The 17,164-nt window shown below is 71.7% G+C and carries 15 protein-coding genes; 10 read left to right on the top strand and 5 right to left on the bottom strand.

The window, feature by feature from the left end; translation table 11 throughout:
• Positions 1-84: 84 nt before the first annotated feature.
• Positions 85-765: a TrkA family potassium uptake protein gene (locus tag ACFRIC_RS41570; RefSeq protein WP_037620032.1), complete on the bottom strand. Its 681-nt coding sequence runs from the start codon at positions 763-765 to the stop codon at positions 85-87.
• Positions 765-1,436 carry a TrkA family potassium uptake protein gene (locus ACFRIC_RS41565; protein WP_326785032.1) on the bottom strand — a complete coding sequence of 224 codons (672 nt, stop codon included), beginning with the start codon at positions 1,434-1,436 and terminating at the stop codon, positions 765-767. Before ACFRIC_RS41565 ends, ACFRIC_RS41570 begins: the two co-directional genes overlap by 1 nt.
• A 434-nt stretch (positions 1,437-1,870) precedes the next feature.
• Here ACFRIC_RS41565 and ACFRIC_RS41560 point away from each other — a divergent pair, with 434 nt between their 5' ends.
• Complete coding sequence (locus tag ACFRIC_RS41560) at positions 1,871-3,919, top strand: APC family permease (RefSeq protein ID WP_382797234.1); 2,049 nt, start codon at positions 1,871-1,873, stop codon at positions 3,917-3,919.
• A 295-nt stretch (positions 3,920-4,214) separates the two neighbouring features.
• Positions 4,215-5,543, top strand: a complete 1,329-nt coding sequence (locus ACFRIC_RS41555) for a class I SAM-dependent RNA methyltransferase (protein ID WP_382797233.1) — start codon at positions 4,215-4,217, stop codon at positions 5,541-5,543.
• Between the two features lie 40 nt (positions 5,544-5,583).
• Here ACFRIC_RS41555 and ACFRIC_RS41550 read toward each other — a convergent pair whose 3' ends face one another.
• From ACFRIC_RS41550 to ACFRIC_RS41540, 3 genes are all read right to left on the bottom strand, one after another.
• Positions 5,584-6,663, bottom strand: coding sequence for a hypothetical protein (locus tag ACFRIC_RS41550; protein WP_382797232.1), 1,080 nt, complete (start codon positions 6,661-6,663; stop codon positions 5,584-5,586).
• The gene (locus ACFRIC_RS41545; protein WP_382797231.1) at positions 6,660-7,316 is read right to left on the bottom strand and encodes a hypothetical protein; all 657 of its coding nucleotides are present in this window, start codon (positions 7,314-7,316) and stop codon (positions 6,660-6,662) included. The genes ACFRIC_RS41550 and ACFRIC_RS41545 overlap by 4 nt, the downstream gene beginning before the upstream one ends.
• Before the next feature lie 195 nt (positions 7,317-7,511).
• On the bottom strand, positions 7,512-8,255 hold the full coding sequence (locus ACFRIC_RS41540; protein ID WP_382797230.1) for a hypothetical protein: 744 nt from the start codon (positions 8,253-8,255) through the stop codon (positions 7,512-7,514).
• A gap of 91 nt (positions 8,256-8,346) precedes the next feature.
• Between ACFRIC_RS41540 and ACFRIC_RS41535 the strand changes: the two genes are divergently transcribed.
• From ACFRIC_RS41535 to ACFRIC_RS41500, 8 genes are all read left to right on the top strand, one after another.
• Positions 8,347-8,844 carry a winged helix-turn-helix transcriptional regulator gene (locus ACFRIC_RS41535; protein ID WP_382797229.1) on the top strand — a complete coding sequence of 166 codons (498 nt, stop codon included), beginning with the start codon at positions 8,347-8,349 and terminating at the stop codon, positions 8,842-8,844.
• A gap of 187 nt (positions 8,845-9,031) precedes the next feature.
• A complete protein-coding gene (locus ACFRIC_RS41530; RefSeq protein ID WP_382797228.1) occupies positions 9,032-9,556 on the top strand; it encodes an SRPBCC family protein in 525 nt (174 codons plus the stop codon).
• Between the two features lie 14 nt (positions 9,557-9,570).
• A complete protein-coding gene (locus ACFRIC_RS41525; protein ID WP_382797237.1) occupies positions 9,571-10,632 on the top strand; it encodes an LLM class flavin-dependent oxidoreductase in 1,062 nt (353 codons plus the stop codon).
• 269 nt (positions 10,633-10,901) lie between these two features.
• Positions 10,902-11,360: a hypothetical protein gene (locus ACFRIC_RS41520; RefSeq protein ID WP_382797227.1), complete on the top strand. Its 459-nt coding sequence runs from the start codon at positions 10,902-10,904 to the stop codon at positions 11,358-11,360.
• Positions 11,361-11,474: 114 nt separating this feature from the next.
• Positions 11,475-12,824 carry a hypothetical protein gene (locus ACFRIC_RS41515; RefSeq protein ID WP_382797226.1) on the top strand — a complete coding sequence of 450 codons (1,350 nt, stop codon included), beginning with the start codon at positions 11,475-11,477 and terminating at the stop codon, positions 12,822-12,824.
• 211 nt (positions 12,825-13,035) lie between these two features.
• Positions 13,036-14,541 carry a hypothetical protein gene (locus tag ACFRIC_RS41510; RefSeq protein ID WP_382797225.1) on the top strand — a complete coding sequence of 502 codons (1,506 nt, stop codon included), beginning with the start codon at positions 13,036-13,038 and terminating at the stop codon, positions 14,539-14,541.
• Between the two features lie 95 nt (positions 14,542-14,636).
• The gene (locus tag ACFRIC_RS41505) at positions 14,637-15,923 is read left to right on the top strand and encodes an AAA family ATPase (protein WP_382797224.1); all 1,287 of its coding nucleotides are present in this window, start codon (positions 14,637-14,639) and stop codon (positions 15,921-15,923) included.
• Positions 15,920-17,164, top strand: a complete 1,245-nt coding sequence (locus ACFRIC_RS41500; RefSeq protein ID WP_382797222.1) for a VWA-like domain-containing protein — start codon at positions 15,920-15,922, stop codon at positions 17,162-17,164. The genes ACFRIC_RS41505 and ACFRIC_RS41500 overlap by 4 nt, the downstream gene beginning before the upstream one ends.

Raw genomic sequence — 17,164 nt, 5'->3', positions numbered from 1 at the left:
CCCCCATCGTCGTACCGCTTCGTCGTATCGCGGCGCGAGCCCTCGTCCCGTCGGCGGACGCCGTACCGCCGACGGGACGGACGGCTACTTCGTCGTGCTCGGGTCGCGGCGCACCGACAGCAGGTCCTCGAGCTGCTCCTCGCGGGCCTGGGCGGCCACGAAGAGGAGTTCGTCGCCCGCTTCCAGGGAGTCCTCCCGGGAGGGGGTCAGGACGCGGGTGCCGCGGATGATGGTCACCAGCGAGGTGTCCTCCGGCCACGCGACGTCGCCCACGGTCGTGCCGGCGAGGGCGGACTCCGGCGGCAGGGTCAGCTCGACGAGGTTGGCGTCGCCGTGGCTGAAGCGGAGCAGCCGCACGAGGTCGCCGACGCTCACCGCCTCCTCCACGAGCGCCGACATCAGACGCGGGGTGGAGACGGCGACGTCCACGCCCCAGGACTCGTTGAACAGCCACTCGTTCTTGGGGTTGTTCACCCGGGCGACGACGCGCGGGACGCCGTACTCGGTCTTCGCGAGCAGCGAGACGACGAGGTTGACCTTGTCGTCGCCGGTGGCCGCGATGACCACGTTGCAGCGCTGCAGCGCCGCCTCGTCCAGGGAGGTGATCTCGCAGGCGTCGGCGAGCAGCCACTCCGCCTGCGGGACGCGCTCGACCGAGATGGCGGTCGGCGCCTTGTCGATCAGCAGGATCTCGTGGCCGTTCTCCAGCAGTTCGCCCGCGATCGAGCGGCCCACGGCACCGGCACCGGCAATGGCGACTCTCATCAGTGCCCCGCCTCCTCTTCAGGACCCTTGGCGAACGCCGCCTCGACCTTGTCCACCTCGTCGGTGCGCATCATCACGTGCACCAGGTCGCCCTCCTGCAGCACCGTCTGCGAGCTGGGCAGGACCGCCTCGCCGAGCCGGGTCAGGAAGGCGACGCGTACGCCCGTCTCGTCCTGGAGGCGGCTGATCTTGTGGCCCACCCAGGCGACGGAGGTGTGCACCTCGGCGAGCTGCACACCGCCCGTGGGATCGCGCCACAGCGGCTCGGCCCCCGAGGGCAGCAGCCGGCGGAGCATCTGGTCGGCCGTCCAGCGGACGGTGGCGACGGTCGGGATGCCCAGGCGCTGGTAGACCTCGGCGCGACGCGGGTCGTAGATGCGGGCGGCGACGTTCTCGATGCCGAACATCTCGCGGGCCACCCGGGCGGCGATGATGTTGGAGTTGTCACCGCTGGAGACCGCCGCGAACGCGCCGGCCTCCTCGATGCCCGCCTCGCGAAGGGTGTCCTGGTCGAAGCCGACTCCGGTGACACGACGGCCGCCGAACCCGGAGCCCAGCCGCCGGAAGGCGGTGGGGTCCTGGTCGATCACGGCGACCGTGTGCCCCTGTTGCTCCAGGTTCTGGGCAAGAGCGGAACCTACTCTTCCGCAGCCCATGATGACGATGTGCACGACCGTCCTTCCGCATGAATGGTTACGGCTCAGGCTAAACAGGGTCTCAGACCGCCGCCCAAGCTACACACGCACGGTCGACCAGGGGCTTCGTTGCGCAGGTTCGCCTGTGCCTTTTTCGCGGAGCGTTCGGGGGACGGGCGTGAACGACGGCGAACGCCGGGCGGTTCAGCGCCGTGTGATGCTCCGAACACTCGCCAGGGTGAGGATTCCGAGGCCGACCAGCGCCACGGCCGCTCCGATGAGCTCAGGGGGCAGATGCATGGATCCTCCAGGGCGGTCGGGAGCGGGGTTTTGTCATATAGACACGTGGATCTCCGGTGCTGCGGAATCCGCAGCGGAAGCCACCCCGTTTTCACCCGGAGAGCAGATGACGTGCCGAAGAGGGACGGCGGGTGGGCGACAGCCAGTTCGAACCCTTACGATTCCCTGTTGTGTCCAAACTGACCGACGTGCCCAAGCGGATCCTCATCGGGCGTGCATTGCGCAGCGACCGGCTGGGGGAAACGCTTCTGCCGAAGCGCATCGCCCTCCCCGTCTTCGCATCCGACCCGCTCTCCTCCGTGGCGTACGCGCCCGGAGAAGTCCTGCTGGTCCTTTCCATCGCGGGCGTGTCGGCCTACCACTTCAGCCCCTGGATCGCGGTCGCGGTCGTCGTGCTGATGTTCACGGTGGTCGCCTCCTACCGCCAGAACGTGCACGCGTACCCGAGCGGAGGCGGCGACTACGAGGTCGCCACCACCAACCTCGGACCGCGGGCCGGCCTCACCGTCGCCAGCGCGCTGCTCGTCGACTACGTCCTCACCGTCGCCGTCTCCATCGCCTCCGGCATCGAGAACCTCGGCTCGGCGGTGCCGTTCGTGGTGGAGCACAAGGTCTTCTGCGCGGTCGCCGTCATCGTGCTGCTCACGCTGATGAACCTGCGCGGGGTCAAGGAGTCCGGAAAGCTCTTCGCGATCCCGACGTACGTCTTCGTCGCCGGCGTCTTCATCATGATCGCCTGGGGTGCCTTCCGCGGGCTCGTGCTCGGCGACACCATGCACGCGCCGACCGCCGAGTACCACATCAAGGCCGAGCACCAGGGGCTCGCGGGCTTCGCCCTCGTCTTCCTGCTGCTGCGCGCCTTCTCGTCCGGTTGTGCGGCACTGACCGGTGTCGAGGCGATCTCCAACGGCGTGCCCGCGTTCCGCAAGCCGAAGTCGAAGAACGCGGCGACCACGCTGGCGGCGATGGGCCTCCTCGCCGTCACCATGTTCTGCGGCATCATCGCGCTGGCCATGACCACCAAGGTGCGCATGGCCGAGAACCCCGCCACGGACCTGATCCACAACGGCGTGGCCGTCGGCACCGGCTACGTGCAGAACCCGGTGATCTCCCAGGTCGCCGAGGCCGTGTTCGGCAAGGGCAGCTTCCTGTTCATCCTGCTCGCCGCCGCCACCGCCCTCGTCCTGTTCCTGGCCGCGAACACCGCGTACAACGGCTTCCCGCTCCTCGGTTCGATCCTCGCCCAGGACCGCTACCTGCCGCGCCAGCTCCACACCCGCGGCGACCGCCTCGCCTTCTCCAACGGCATCGTGCTCCTGGCCGGCGCCGCGAGCATGCTCGTGATCATCTACGGGGCCGACTCGACGCGCCTGATCCAGCTCTACATCGTGGGCGTGTTCGTCTCCTTCACTCTCAGCCAGACCGGCATGGTCCGCCACTGGAACCGCCATCTGGCGAGTGAGACCGACCCGGCCAAGCGCACCCACATGATCCGCTCCCGCGCGATCAACGCCTTCGGTGCCTTCTTCACCGGCCTGGTCCTGGTCGTCGTCCTCGTCACCAAGTTCACCCACGGCGCCTGGGTCGCCCTGCTCGGCATGGTGATCTTCTACGCGACGATGACCGCGATCCGTAAGCACTACGACCGCGTCGCGGAGGAGCTCGCCGCCCCCGAGGGGCCCACCGACGACAGCGTCCGCCCCTCCCGCGTCCACTCAGTCGTCCTGGTCTCCAAGATCCACCGGCCCGCGCTGCGCGCCCTCGCCTACGCCAAGCTGCTGCGCTCCGACACCCTCGAAGCGCTCAGCGTCAACGTGGACCCGGCCGAGACCAAGACCCTGCGCGACGAGTGGGAGCGGCGCGGCATCGACGTACCGCTGAAGGTCCTCGACTCGCCCTACCGCGAGATCACCCGGCCGGTCATCGAGTACGTGAAGGGCCTGCGCAAGGAGTCGCCGCGCGACGCGGTCTCCGTGATCATCCCCGAGTACGTCGTCGGCCACTGGTACGAGCACCTGCTGCACAACCAGAGCGCCCTGCGCCTCAAGGGCCGTCTGCTCTTCACCCCGGGCGTCATGGTCACCTCCGTGCCCTACCAGCTCGAGTCCTCCGAGGCCGCCAAGCTGCGCGCCCGCAAGCGCCAGGACTGGAACGCTCCGGGCGCGGTGCGCCGGGGCCCGGCCCAGGTGCGGCCCAAGGAGCCCACCCAGAAGAGCTGAGCCGACGGGGCGGGAGGCGGGTCGCGAGCCCACCGGCGAGGATGGGAAGCGCGGCGCGAGCACGTCGACCGGGACGGGAAGCCTGACGCGACCACGTCCACCGGGACGGCAGGCGCGTCGCGAACCACGTCCACCGGGACGGCAAGCGCGCTGCGACCATGTCCACCGGGACGGCAAGCTCGACGCGTGCTCGCGGACGAGGCGGGAAGCGGTGCCGTGAGCACGTAGACTGGACGGCTGTTGTCCGGCCGCGCAGTCCGGCCGTTTCCCCCCTCTCAACTGGAGTCACCCCACCATGCAGGCAGAACCGAAGAAGTCGCTGGTGGGGGACGAGTACGAGGTCGAGATCGGCCCCGTGGCCCACGGAGGGCACTGCATCGCCCGTACGGACGAGGGCCAGGTCCTCTTCGTCCGGCACGCGCTGCCCGGCGAGCGGGTCGTCGCCCGGGTGACCGAGGGCGAGGAGGGCGCGCGGTTCCTGCGCGCCGACGCCGTGCGGATCATCGACGCCTCCAAGGACCGCGTCGAGGCGCCCTGCCCGTACGCGGGCCCCGGACGCTGCGGCGGCTGCGACTGGCAGCACGCCAAGCCCGGCGCGCAGCGTCGTCTCAAGGGCGAGGTCATCGCCGAGCAGTTGCAGCGCCTCGCGGGCCTCACGCCCGAGGAGGCCGGCTGGGACGGCACGGTGATGCCCGCCGAGGGCGACAAGCTGCCCGCGGGCGAGGTGCCGCAGTGGCGCACCCGCGTCCAGTACGCCGTTGACCCCGACGGCAACGCCGGACTGCGCCGCCACCGCTCGCACGAGGTCGAGCCCATCGAGCGCTGCATGATCGCCGCCCCCGGGATCACCGAACTCGGCATCGAGGAGCGCGACTGGTCCGGCATGGAGGCCGTCGAGGCGATCGCCGCGACCGGTTCCCAGGACCGCATGGTGATCCTGGAGCCGCGCCCCGGCGCCCGCCTCCCCCTCGTCGAACTCGACAAGCCGGTCTCCGTGATGCGGGTCGCCGAACAGGACGGCGGCATCCACCGGGTCCACGGCCGCGCGTTCGTGCGCGAGCGCGCCGACGGCCGCACCCACCGGGTCGGCAGCGGCGGTTTCTGGCAGGTCCACCCGATGGCCGCCGACACCCTCGTCAAGGCCGTCATGCAGGGCCTGCTGCCCCGCAAGGGCGACATGGCCCTCGACCTCTACTGCGGCGTCGGCCTCTTCGCGGGCGCCCTCGCGGACCGTCTGGGCGACCAGGGCGCGGTCCTTGGCATCGAGTCGGGCAAGCGCGCGGTGGAGGACGCCCGGCACAACCTCGCCGGCTTCGACCGCGTCCGCATCGAACAGGGCAAGGTCGAGGCGGTCCTGCCGCGCACCGGCATCACCGAGGTCGACATCATCGTCCTCGACCCGCCCCGCGCGGGCGCCGGCAAGAAGACGGTCGAGCACCTGTCGTCGCTGGGCGCCCGAAAGATCGCCTACGTGGCCTGCGACCCGGCGGCCCTCGCCCGCGACCTGGCGTACTTCCGCGACGGCGGCTACAAGGTACGCACGCTGCGCGCGTTCGACCTGTTCCCGATGACGCATCACGTGGAGTGCGTGGCGATCCTGGAGCCGGTGAAGAAGTCCGACTGAGGTCGCGGGTTCCGGGCCGGCGGCCGCAACCGCGGACGGTCTAGCGGTTGATGGACTGGATCTCCTGCACGTCCATGTCCTGGGTCGTCTCGAACGTGCCGTCCGGCAGGTCGCCCGCCGCGCCTCCGCTTCCCTGCCAGGAGATCTGCCAGGTGATGGACGCGCTCAGCCGGTAGGGCTTTCCGTCCGTGGCGCGCCGGTAGGTGATGCCGCACGGTGGGGTCCTGCCGGCGTCGCCCTTGGTGTACGGGGTGCCGATGGAGCCGTCGTCGTTGATCGCGCAGTCACCGGAGGCGGGGGAGGTCTCGGCGTCGCTCGTGCCCGGGTTCAGGTGGAGGGCGACCGGCTTCGCCGTCGTCTCCGCCCACACTCCCGCGGCCGCCAGCTCGGCGCGGACCTTGACCGGCTTGAAGGTGCCCTTGTCCAGCCACACCCAGGTCGGCACGTTGACCGTGGACCTGGCGGCCGGCTTCAGCTCGATCTCGGTCCCGGGAACCTTGATCTTGTCGTAGGCGTAGGCGGCGAGCACGTCAGGGGTGGGGGCGTGCTGGTTGGCGGGGAGCGTCCTGGCGTTCTGCCAGAACAGGGTGTCCTCGCAGTCGTACGACGCGGGGTCGTCGGCCCTGTCCTGATTGATCACCCCGCGCCAGAACATGCCGTCCTTGCCGAGGTTGTAGTTCTCGTAGCCGTCCCCGCTGCCGTTCTCGGCCTTGCCCTTCTCGTAGTGGTCGACCATCAGGTCCTCGCCCCAGCTCAGCGTGGGCGTGACGGGCACCAGGTCCGTGTTGGGGTTCTTCTTGAGGCGGTCCACCGCCGCCTTCAGTGCCTGCGGCGTGGCCACCGGCTCGTACCAGCACGCCGGGGGCTTCCAGTTGGGGTCCGCGGGGGCGAGGGCCTTGGGCGACGTGTGTGAGCGGCCACCGCTGATCTGTGTGACCTTGATCTGGGTGGACGTGGCCTTGGCCGTCAGCGTGGCTCCGGACGAATCTCCGGAGGGGCCCGGAGGCGGGGGCGCCTGACCGTGTTTGCCCCCGATCGCGAAGGCGGTCGGGGAGGCGAGGAGGAGAACGGCAGCGGATGTGACGACGAGGCTGGACGCCCTCGTTGCGGACCGCGTCACCTGCAACCCCCTGCGACGGTCGTCAGGGACACGTTCTTCCAGACGCCCTGTGACGTCTTGTCCAGCCGCTCGCGGTACTGCAGCACGGACTCGGGCTTGTCCGGTGTGGTCGTCACCTTGCCCGTCCTGCGGTTCTTCGTGGACGCCTTGCGTTCGTCGACGCAGTAGAAGAGCACGCCCGAGCCGGTGTCGTTGAGGTGGACCTGGGGGTTGTAGACCGTGACCTCGCCGATCAGACCGTCGTCGGTGTCGGTGAAGCTTTTGATCCACTGGCGGGCGGAGGTCAGGGAAGTCCCCGAGTTGTAGAACGCGACGGCGTCCGAGTCCGGGTTCGACTCGATGATCGCCGCGTATTTGGACCTCAGCTCCTCCCGACCGTCATCCAGGATCGCCTGGAGTTTCGGATCGCTGTTCGTCCAGCCCTGGAAGTTCGCCTGGAAGTCCTTGGAGAGGGTGATCTTCGGCCGCCCGGCACCGTCCTGCGCCGTCGGAGAGGAAGCGGGCGCGCTCGCCGAGGCCTTCTTGCCGTCGGCGTCCGCCCCCTTGATCTTGTCCGAGGAGGAGTCGTCGCCCCCTCCCGAGCCGCAGGCGGTCAGCAGCAGGGCCGTGGATGCGGTGAGCGCGGCTACGACGAGCCGGGCGGGGCGGTTCACTGGGGACTCCCGTTGAGGTAGGGGTTGCTCAAGCGAACCACGCTATCCCTGGGGCGCGTGGTGACACCAGTCGGGGTTCCGCCAGGACGGGACAACTGTGGCTCACCCAGGGCGGTTTAGGCGGTCTGGGTGACCGACGCGGCGTCAGCGGCCGCGGCCAGGAGGCATGTCGAGGTTCGCCGGGAGTTGCGGACGCTACGTGCCAGGAGTGCGCCGCTCCTGCGGAGGGACGGGCGGTGCGGCGTCCTGCGGTGGGGGCGGGGGCGTCGGGTTCTCCGTCCGGAGGGGGTTCCTCGCTCGTTCCCGCAGTCTGCGGCGGTGGCCGGCGCGGTCGGGGCGGCCCTTGTAACCCGCGGGCTGCCATTTCCTGCCGTGCCAGAGGTCTGGTGGAACCCAGCGGGAGCAGGCCAGTTCGACGTCCGGCGTCACGTTGACCATGTTGGTGAGCCCGACGCGGTAGCGCAGCCTCGGGAGACCGTCGGCGGGCGGGTCGGCGTCCCGTGCGTGGCGCCACAGCACGGGGTGATCGCGGTCGAAGTCCTCGCGGGGGAAGAGTTCGAGCGTCGCGGTGCCACCCTCGGCCGCCGCGTCACCGGTGGAGCAGATGCACACCCCGGCCAGTGAATCCCAGGTCAGCAGGGCGTCACCGTCCATGCTGAACGACCACCAGCCCGTCGCGTCGAAGACGAACCTGTCGTCCGACGTGGCCGCGGTCCCGATCAGCAGGAACAGGCCGCACAGCGCGCACAGGCCGCCGGCCGAGGCCAGGAGCCACCGGATCACGTCGTCGTCGAGCAGCGCCGCCGCCGACAGCCCGAGAGCGGCGATCGACCATATGAACGCTGTGGCGATCAGGCCGGGTGTGATCTCCCGCTGCCCGTACCGCACGACGGTCGCGTCGTCGGACGGCTGTTCCGGCAAGCTCCCCCCGGTGCTCATGGGCGTCACGGTACCGGCCCCCGCCGAGCCGCGGCACCCCCTCCGTTCCGGGCTGCCGGGTCCGTTTGCGGGACCTTCGTATGCTGGGCCTGTGAGGCGGACTTCTTTTGCGAACTGGCCCTGCTCCATCGCGCGCACGATGGACCTGCTCGGCGACTGGTGGACGCCCCTGGTCCTGCGGGAGGCGTTCTACGGGATCAAGCGGTTCGACGCCTTCCAGCAGGAGCTCGGCATCGCGCGCAACACGCTGACCGACCGGCTCCGTCGGCTGGTCGACGAGGGGCTCATGGAGAAGCGGGCCTATCAGACCGACCCGGTCCGCTACGACTACGTCCTCACCGAGATGGGCCGGGACTTCTTCGGGGTGCTGGCTGCCATGAACAGGTGGGGCAATCGCTGGCTCAGTGGTGAGCAGGGCCCGCCGGTCGTCTTCCACCACGAGCGTTGCGGGCACGAGGCCGAGGCCGCCGTGGTGTGCGCCGAGTGCGGTGAGCCGATGACGGCCGAGGACACCCGTCCGCGGCTCGGCCCCGGCTATCCGCCGCACCTCGCGGAACGGCCCGACATCCAGAAGCGTTTCACCGCCTGACCGCGCCGCGGCTTCCGCGTTCGTCCTGGCGTCCCCTCTCCGCTCTCTTCGAACTCTTCCCGCTCCCCGCTTCCGGTCCCGCGCCGGGAGCGGTTTTCCTTGACATGACAGTCTATCTACGCAACTCTCAAGGTCAGAGCCCTGGGATGGGTGAGGTCCTGGGGGACGAGAGGAAGGCCGGAGACTCATGGAGTGGACGGGCGCCCGCTACGCGGACCAGCCGACCGTCGATGTGCGGACACGGATCGACGCGCCACCGCGACGGGTGTGGGACCTCGTCTCCGACATCCGGCTGATGCCGGACCTGAGCGCGGAGCTCCAGTCGGTCGAGTGGCTCGACGGCGTGACGGCGCCGCGCGTCGGTGCCCGCTTCGTGGGGCGCAGCAGGCACGAGTCGCTGGGGGAGTGGGAGACCACCTCGTACGTCGTGGAGTGCGAGCCCTGCCGGGTCTTCGCCTGGGCCGTGGCCGACCCCGAACACCCCAGCGCCGTATGGCGGTTCACCCTGGCTGAGGTGGACGACGGTACGGAGCTGACCCAGTGGATGCGGATGGGGCCGGGCCGTTCGGGGCTGTCCTTCGCGATCGACCGGATGCCGGAGAAGGAGCAGAAGATCGTGTTCGTACGGCTGCGGGAGTTCGAACGGAGCATGACGGACACCGTCGCGGCGATCAGGAAGCTGGCCGAGAGCGCGGAAGGGGCGGGGGCGTGATGGGCGGGCGCGTGATGCGGACCTCCACGACGATCGAGGCGTCGGCGGGCGACTGGCGGGAGACCGTCGACTTCGTGGTCGAGGCCGAGAAGCTCGGCATGGACATCTGCTGGGTCGCGGAGGCCTGGGGATCCGAAGCCCCCTCCCCTCTGGGCTACTTGGCGGCGAGGACCGAGCGGCTGCTGCTCGGCTCCGGGATCATCCAGCTCGGCACGCGCACCCCGTCGGCCATCGCCCGCGCCGCGATCACGCTCTCCAACCTGTCCGACGGGCGCTTCCTCCTCGGCCTCGGACCGTCCGGGCCCCAGGTGATCGAGGGGCTGCACGGAGTTCCGTTCGCCCGTCCGCTGTCCCGGATGCGGGAGACCGTGGAGATCGTCCGGCAGGCCGCTGCGGGGGAGAAACTCTCGTACGAGGGAAGGGAGTTCACGATCCCGCTGCCCGGTGGTGAGGCCCGGCCCATGCGGATGTCGATGCGGGCCGAGCACGACCTGCCCGTCTACCTCGCCACGCTGTCGCCGAAGATGCTGCACCTGACGGGCGAGATCGCCGACGGCTGGCTCGGCACCAGCTTCGTGCCCGAGGGCGCCAAGGAGGCGTACTTCGATCACCTGGACGCGGGCCTCGCCGCGTCCGGCCGCGACCGCGCCGACCTCGACATCTGCCAGGGCGCCGAAGTGGCCTTCGCGGAGGACGAGGACGCGCTGCGCGCCATGGTCGCGGGCCGGAAGAAGGAACTCGCCTTCAGCCTCGGCGGAATGGGCTCCGCCACCACCAACTTCTACAACGCCGCCTACAGCAGGCAGGGCTGGGCGGAGATCGCCGCCGAGATCCACGCGCGCTGGCAGGCCGGGGACCGGGACGGCGCCGCCGGGCTCGTGACCGACGAGATGGTCCTCGGCACCACCTTGATCGGCACCGAGGACATGGTCCGCGAGCGGCTCCGGGTCTGGCGCGCCGCGGGTGTCGACACGGTCCGCTTCTATCCCGCCGGCGCGACTCTGGACGAGCGGCTCACGACGCTGGGGCGCGCGCTGGATCTCGTGGCGGAGCAGAACGGGGCGCCTGTCGCCTAGCTCGCTGATATCCGCCGCGGGGCAGCGCGGGGCGGAAACCGCCGTCGGGACCGTCACCCGATCAGTGGAGCCCCCGTGGCGGGGGACGCGTGGCGGGCGGACGCTCGAACTCCCCGGTGCTTCCGGCACGGGGACGGCCGGCGGCCGACAGCGCAGCGAGGTGGTCGAGCATGAGCCAGGATTCTTCGAGACCTCCGGGCCCCCCGCCCGGTGGCGGCACGGGATCCCAGCCCGGCGGCGGCACGGGATCCCAGCCCAGCGGCGGAGACATGCCGCTGTGGGGAGACCAGTGGTCCGGTGCCGCTCCCGCCGCGGGGGGCATGGGACCGCCGCCCTCCGGCAGCAGCGGCTGGGCGGCCGGCGGAGTCACCTTCGCCGGTGTCCTCATGCTGGTGAACGGGGGCCTCAACATCCTCCAGGGCATCTCCGCGCTGGCCAAGGACGACGTCTACACGCGCGTGAACGACTACGTCTACCGGATCAACCTCACCGGCTGGGGCTGGATCCTGCTGATCCTCGGCGCGATCGCCGCCGTCACCGGCTGGGGGATCCTCAAGGACGCCGCGTGGGCCCGGGTCACCGGCATCGTGCTGGCCTCGCTGAGCATGCTCTTCCAGTTCATGTTCCTGCCGTACGCGCCGATCTGGTCGGTCATCCTGCTGGCCATCGACGTCTTCGTCATCTGGGCGCTGGCCACCTACCGGCCCGACAGCCGACAGCCGCGCTGACGCGGCCCCTCCGCCGAGTGGAGCGAGACACGCCATGGATGACGTGACCGACCGGACGCGAGCAGGTGGGTCCGCGCGAGGCGCCGCCGGCCCCCTCGACGACCCGGAGACGACGTGAGCACCGGAGACGTGAGCGGCGGTGCCGGGGCGAACGGCGGCGCCGCGGACGCGCGCGAGCTGGCCGAACTGCGGGCCCGCGTCGCCGAACTGGAGAAGCGTCCGCCGAGAGCCGAGCACCACCGCGTCCGGTCGACCTTCGCGGTCGTCCTGATCCTTCTCGCGGCCCTGCTCACCCCGCTGAGCGCGGTGGCTGCCTGGTCGAGCGACCTGATCGGGAACACCGACCGCTACGTGGCGACCATGAAGCCGCTCGCCTCCGACAAGGACGTCCAGGACGCCGTCGCCAACCGGGTGACCAAAGCGGTCATGCAGCACGTCGACGTCAAGACGCTGCTCGAATCCGCCGCCCCGGCCGACCGGCCCGCACTGACCAAGGCGATCGGGCCACTGAGCGGTCCGATCACCAGCGGCCTCACCGACTTCGTGCACACCGTGGCCCTCAAGTTCGTCAGCAGCGACGCGTTCGCCACCCTGTGGACCGAGCTGAACCGCAAAGCCCATGCCGCCGTCGACAAGGCGCTGACCGGCAAGGGCGGCGGGGCGGTGAAACTGACCAACGACGCCGTCGTCATCGACCTCGCCCCCGTCATCGACCAGGTCAAGCAGTCCCTCGTCGACCAGGGGCTCGGCGTCGCCGCGAAGATCCCCCAGGTGCACACCAACTTCACGGTGATGACCTCCGACTCCATCGGCAAGGCCAAGAAGATCTACCGGCTGCTCGAACTCGTCGGATTCTGGCTGCCGGTGCTGACGCTCCTGCTGGCGGCGGCCGGTGTGCTGCTCGCCGTCCGCAGACGCCGCGCCCTCGTCACGGCGGCGCTCCTGGTGGCCGCCGGGGCCGCGGTCCTGGGCATCGCCCTGTGGATCTTCCGGGAGATCTATCTGGACGGTCTGCCGTCGGACGTCTCCCAGCCCGCCGCCGGATCGGTCTTCGACACCCTGGTGCGCTATCTGCGGACGTCGGTACGCCTCGTGATCACCATCGGCGTCGTCGTGGCGCTGGCGGCCTGGCTGACCGGCAGCGGCCGGGCGGCCTCGCGGGTCCTCGCCGCCTGGAAGGGCGGCATCGGTGCCGTGCGTACGGCCAGCGGGGCCGAACTGGGCGCGGTCGGCGCCTGGGTGCACCGGGCCAAGACCTGGCTGAACTGGACCGTCGTCGCGGTCGCCGCCGCCGTCCTGCTCGTCTGGAACTACCCCACGGCCGCCGTCACCATCTGGATCGCCCTGCTGGCGCTGCTGGCCCTGGCGATCGTCGAGTTCCTCGACGACGACGGCACCCCGCACCTGATCGGCTCCGGCGACGGACCTGTGGCGGGGCCCCCGGAAGCCAGGAGCCCGGCCTGATCCATCGGTTTCCGGCGCGGCCGCACTCCGCGGACGCCGAGCTCCGCGAACGTTCTCCCACGTCCTCCGGCGTCCGCCGACCCCCGTCGCCGGGCGCCGGAGGACGTCCGGGACGAAAGCACCTGACAGATCGTCGGCGTCGGGTTACGCTCCCCGCGATGACTTCCTCCCTGATCAGATTGGGGGACCCGTCCGCGCAAAGTGAGTGCTGATGCTCACTTCGACCGCGTACGAGGATTCCCTCCTCTCCTTCTGGCCGCGCGTGCGTGACTTCGCCGTGCCGCCCACCATGATCGAGACCGCGACCGTCCGCCGCCGTCAGGGGGACTGGGCGGGGGCGTGTGCCGCCGCCGGTGTCGACATCGACCTCGATCTGCGTTCGCTGGCACGTACGCACGGCCGCGAACTGACCTCCCGAATCCGCCGCGATCTGCGTCATCTGGCTCCCGACCTGCTGCGCTGGCACATGCCGAGAGTGGCCCCCGACGGGCTGCTGCGGCCGGGCCTCACCATGACCCTGGCCCGGTACGAGCGTGACCCCGGGCGGGACGACACCGATCCCGTACGACCCGTGCACCTCGTGGTCCGTACGCCGCCGGCCTGGGCGGACGGCGGCCAGCGGATGAGCCTGGCGCTCTGGGACGGAGCTCCCGGCGCGTCCCGCGAGCGGTTCTCCTTCGACACCGGCGCCCGCCGCCATCCGCACCCCCGTCCCAGCCGCCGGTACCGCCTGGACCTGCACCGGCACCTGTGGGACACCCGCAGGACCGACGAGCTGCGCGTCCGTTCCGGAGCCGACCTGACCGCGGGCGACGACCGTTCGGGGAGAGGGGACCCGCCGGGGCCGGCCCCCAGGGACCTCGGCCACGACGCGGTGCCCTGGCCGGTGCTCCAGGACCTCGGCTGCGCCGTCGCCCGATGGGCCGACGAGGCGGCGATCGTGCTGCGCGACCAGGGGCGTACGGCCGGCTCCGTCACCGTGCGGCTCGGAACCGGCCGGTGGCTGCTCCTGGAGCTGGTCGCGGACCCGGCACGCGTCGGGCCGCCCGCCCTGCGGATCACGGACGCGCCCGACCGCGCGGGCGGTGGCGATCTCGCGGTCCCGGCCCTGCCCGACGCCGCGACCTGGATACCGCCCGACCTGGCACTGCTCCGCGCCGGCGCCGTCGAACCCGGGCGACTGCATCCGCTGGTCGCCTCCGCGCTGGCACCGGAACACGGCGACTCCGGAGCCGACGGGCACGCGCGCCCCGCGGGACCCGACGGGCCCGTGGCGGCGGGCGCGGCGCGCTTCGTGGAATGCCGGGGAGCCCGGCACCGGATCGGCCTCGTGGACGGCGTGCTCGCGCCGCTCGACCACGATCCGGCCGAGATCCGCAGGGAGGAGCTGCTGGTCGCCCTGACCGGCACCCCCCTTCCCTGCCTCCGGGCGATCGACGAGGCGCACCGGCGGCCGCAGTGTCTCTCCGGTGTCCGAGAACGGCTGCGGCACGGCGACACCGCCGGCGCGCTGGCCGTCGTCGAGGGACTCCTCGGCCCCGACGCGGTGCTGCGCGGCGGCGCCCTGCGGGACGAACTCCAGGCGGCCGCGCGGCGACGTCTCACCTACGGACTGTTCAGGGCCGGACTCACCGGGCCCGGACCCGACCGACTCACTCCGGGGCCCGCCCGGCCTCGCGGTCATCGCTCCCACCCGCGTGACACGACGGTCCGCTGACCGCCCGTCCATCGCTCACCGAAAGCCAGTTGACCGCCCCCGGGGCCAAGCCCCGTGTCCGGGCGGCCCGTTCACGAACCCAAAGGTGATCAGACATGCCCACCAGCACCCCGCTCGCCCCGGCCGAGGCCCACGCGCACGGCGAAGCCGACACCCTCGCGGCCCCGGCCGGACCCACTCAACTCGACGTGGCCGACGCCCTGTCGGCCCTGCTCCGCGCCACCGGGACCGAGCCGCGCCCGGACAGCCAGCTCGAAGCGCTGACCCTCGCCGTCGCCGCCGATCTGCCCGTACTCCTGTGGGGCGAACCCGGGATCGGCAAGACCGCGGCCCTGACCCAGCTCGCCGAGACCCTGGACCTGCCCCTGACCACGGTGATCGCCAGCGTCCACGAACCCTCCGACTTCTCGGGACTGCCCGTCCTCGGCGACGACCCCGCCGAGCAGGGCGTGCCCATGGCCCCGCCGGACTGGGCGGTGCGGCTCGTACGGGCCGGCCGCGGGCTGCTGTTCCTGGACGAACTGTCCACCGCGCCCCCGGCCGTTCAGGCCGCGTTGCTCCGACTCGTCCTGGAGCGGCGCATCGGGGCCCTTCGACTGCCGCCCGGAGTGAGGATCGTGGCCGCCGCGAACCCGCGCTCCTCGGCGGCCGACGGCTGGGAACTGAGTCCGCCGCTGGCCAACCGGTTCGTCCATCTCCAGTGGGCCCACGACCACGAGGTCGTCGTACGCGGACTCGGTGGCACCTGGCCGCGGGCGACCCTGCCACGGCTCGACCCCGACCGGCTCCCGGAGGCCGTGGACTTCGCCCGGCGCGCGGTGTGCGGGCTCCTCGCCGCACGTCCCGCACTCGTCCACCGGCTGCCCAGCGGCGAGACCCGGCGCGGCGGTGCCTGGCCCTCACCCAGGAGCTGGGAGACGACCGTGCGGCTCGTCGCTTTCGCCCACGCCGCCGGTTCCTCCCGGGAGGTGCTCTCCCTGCTGGTCAGAGGTGCCGTCGGCGACGGCCCCGGACTGGAACTGCTGGCGTGCGTGGACCGCATGGACCTGCCCGACCCCGAGACCCTGCTCGCCGACCCGGCGGCCGCCGTCCTGCCCGAGCGGGGGGACCTGCGCCAGGCCGTCCTCGACGGCGTCGTGGCCGCGGTCCGCGAGCGGCCCGACCGGGCCCGCTGGGACGCCGCCTGGGCGCTCCTCGTACGGGCCCTGGACACCGGCGCCCCGGACCTGGTGGTCGTTCCCGCGACGACCCTCGCGACGCTGCGCCGGGAGGACTGGGACGTCCCGGCGTCCATCGAGCGGCTGGCCGGGGCGGTGGCCCTGTCCCGGCGCGCGGACGAAGCGGCGGCCCGCGTCGCGGTCGCCGCCGAGGCGCGCCGATGACCGCGACGACCGGGACCGCACCCGGGACCCTCGACCTGGACACGCTCTACGCCGCCCGGCTGCACGCGGTACGGGCCCGGCCCTATCTGGCGACGGCGCTGTTCGCCCTCCACACCGTCGAGTCGCGGTGGGTGCCGACGATGGCCGTCGACCGGCACTGGCGGTGCTACGTCTCGCCCGCCTTCGTGGACCGCACTCCCGTCGAGGACCTGGCCGGGGTCTGGGTGCACGAGGTGTCGCACCTGCTGCGCGACCACCACGGGCGGAGCGAGCGGTTCGCCCGCCGACACGGGCTCACCGGCCCGGCGGAGCGCCTGCGGATGAACATCGCCGCCGACTGCGAGATCAACGACGACGCGTTCGGGACCGGGCTCGTCCGGCCCGAGGGCGCCGTCACCCCGCAGTTCCTGAACCTTCCCCCCGGGGAGCTGATGGAGGACTACCTCCGCCAGTTCCGGCTCGGGCCGAGCACACAGAGCCTGGCCTGGCTGGACTGCGGCAGTGGCGCCGACGGACGCGAACGCGAGTGGGACCTCGGACCCGACGGCGCGCACGGCCTCAGCGCGCAGGAACGCGACGCGGTCCGCTTCCGGGTCGCGCAGGGCATCAAGGCGCGGCCCGGGCGCAGTCCGGCCGGCTGGGAACGCTGGGCGGAGGAGGCCTTCCACCAGCCCCAGCCGTGGCGGGAGTTGCTGGGGGCCGCCGTGCGCTCGGCGGCCTCCGGGCCCGGTGCGGGGGAGGACTACACCTACGGCCGGCCGTCGCGCCGCTCGGTCTCGGTGCCCGGTGTCGTCCTGCCGAGTCTGCGCCGCAGACCGCCGAGGGTGTCGGTCGTCATCGACACCTCCGGATCGGTCAGCGACGCCGAACTGGGCAGCGCCCTTCTGGAGGTCGCCGCGATCTCCCGTGCCGTGGGCGGTCGCCGCGACCTGGTCACGGTGGTCTCGTGCGACGCGGCGGCGGGGGTCGCGCACCCCCTGTGCCGGGCCGAGGGGATCCCGCTCCTGGGCGGCGGCGGTACGGATCTGCGCTCGGGTTTCACCGCGGCGCTACGGGCCCGGCCCTGCCCCGACGTCGTGGTGGTCCTGACCGACGGACAGACCCCGTGGCCGGAGTCGCGGCCCCCGTGCCGTACGGTCGTCGGCCTGTTCCCGCGCGGGGACGGCTCCTGGGACGAGGACGATCCCGACTACGTCCCCGACGCGCCGCCCGCATGGGCCCGGGTGGTCGAGATCGGCTAG

It is taken from the genome of Streptomyces sp. NPDC056738, assembly GCF_042790435.1.
Classification (GTDB): domain Bacteria; phylum Actinomycetota; class Actinomycetes; order Streptomycetales; family Streptomycetaceae; genus Streptomyces.
Note: the sequence above shows the minus strand (reverse complement) of the source record. Positions and strands in the feature narration are given on the sequence as shown.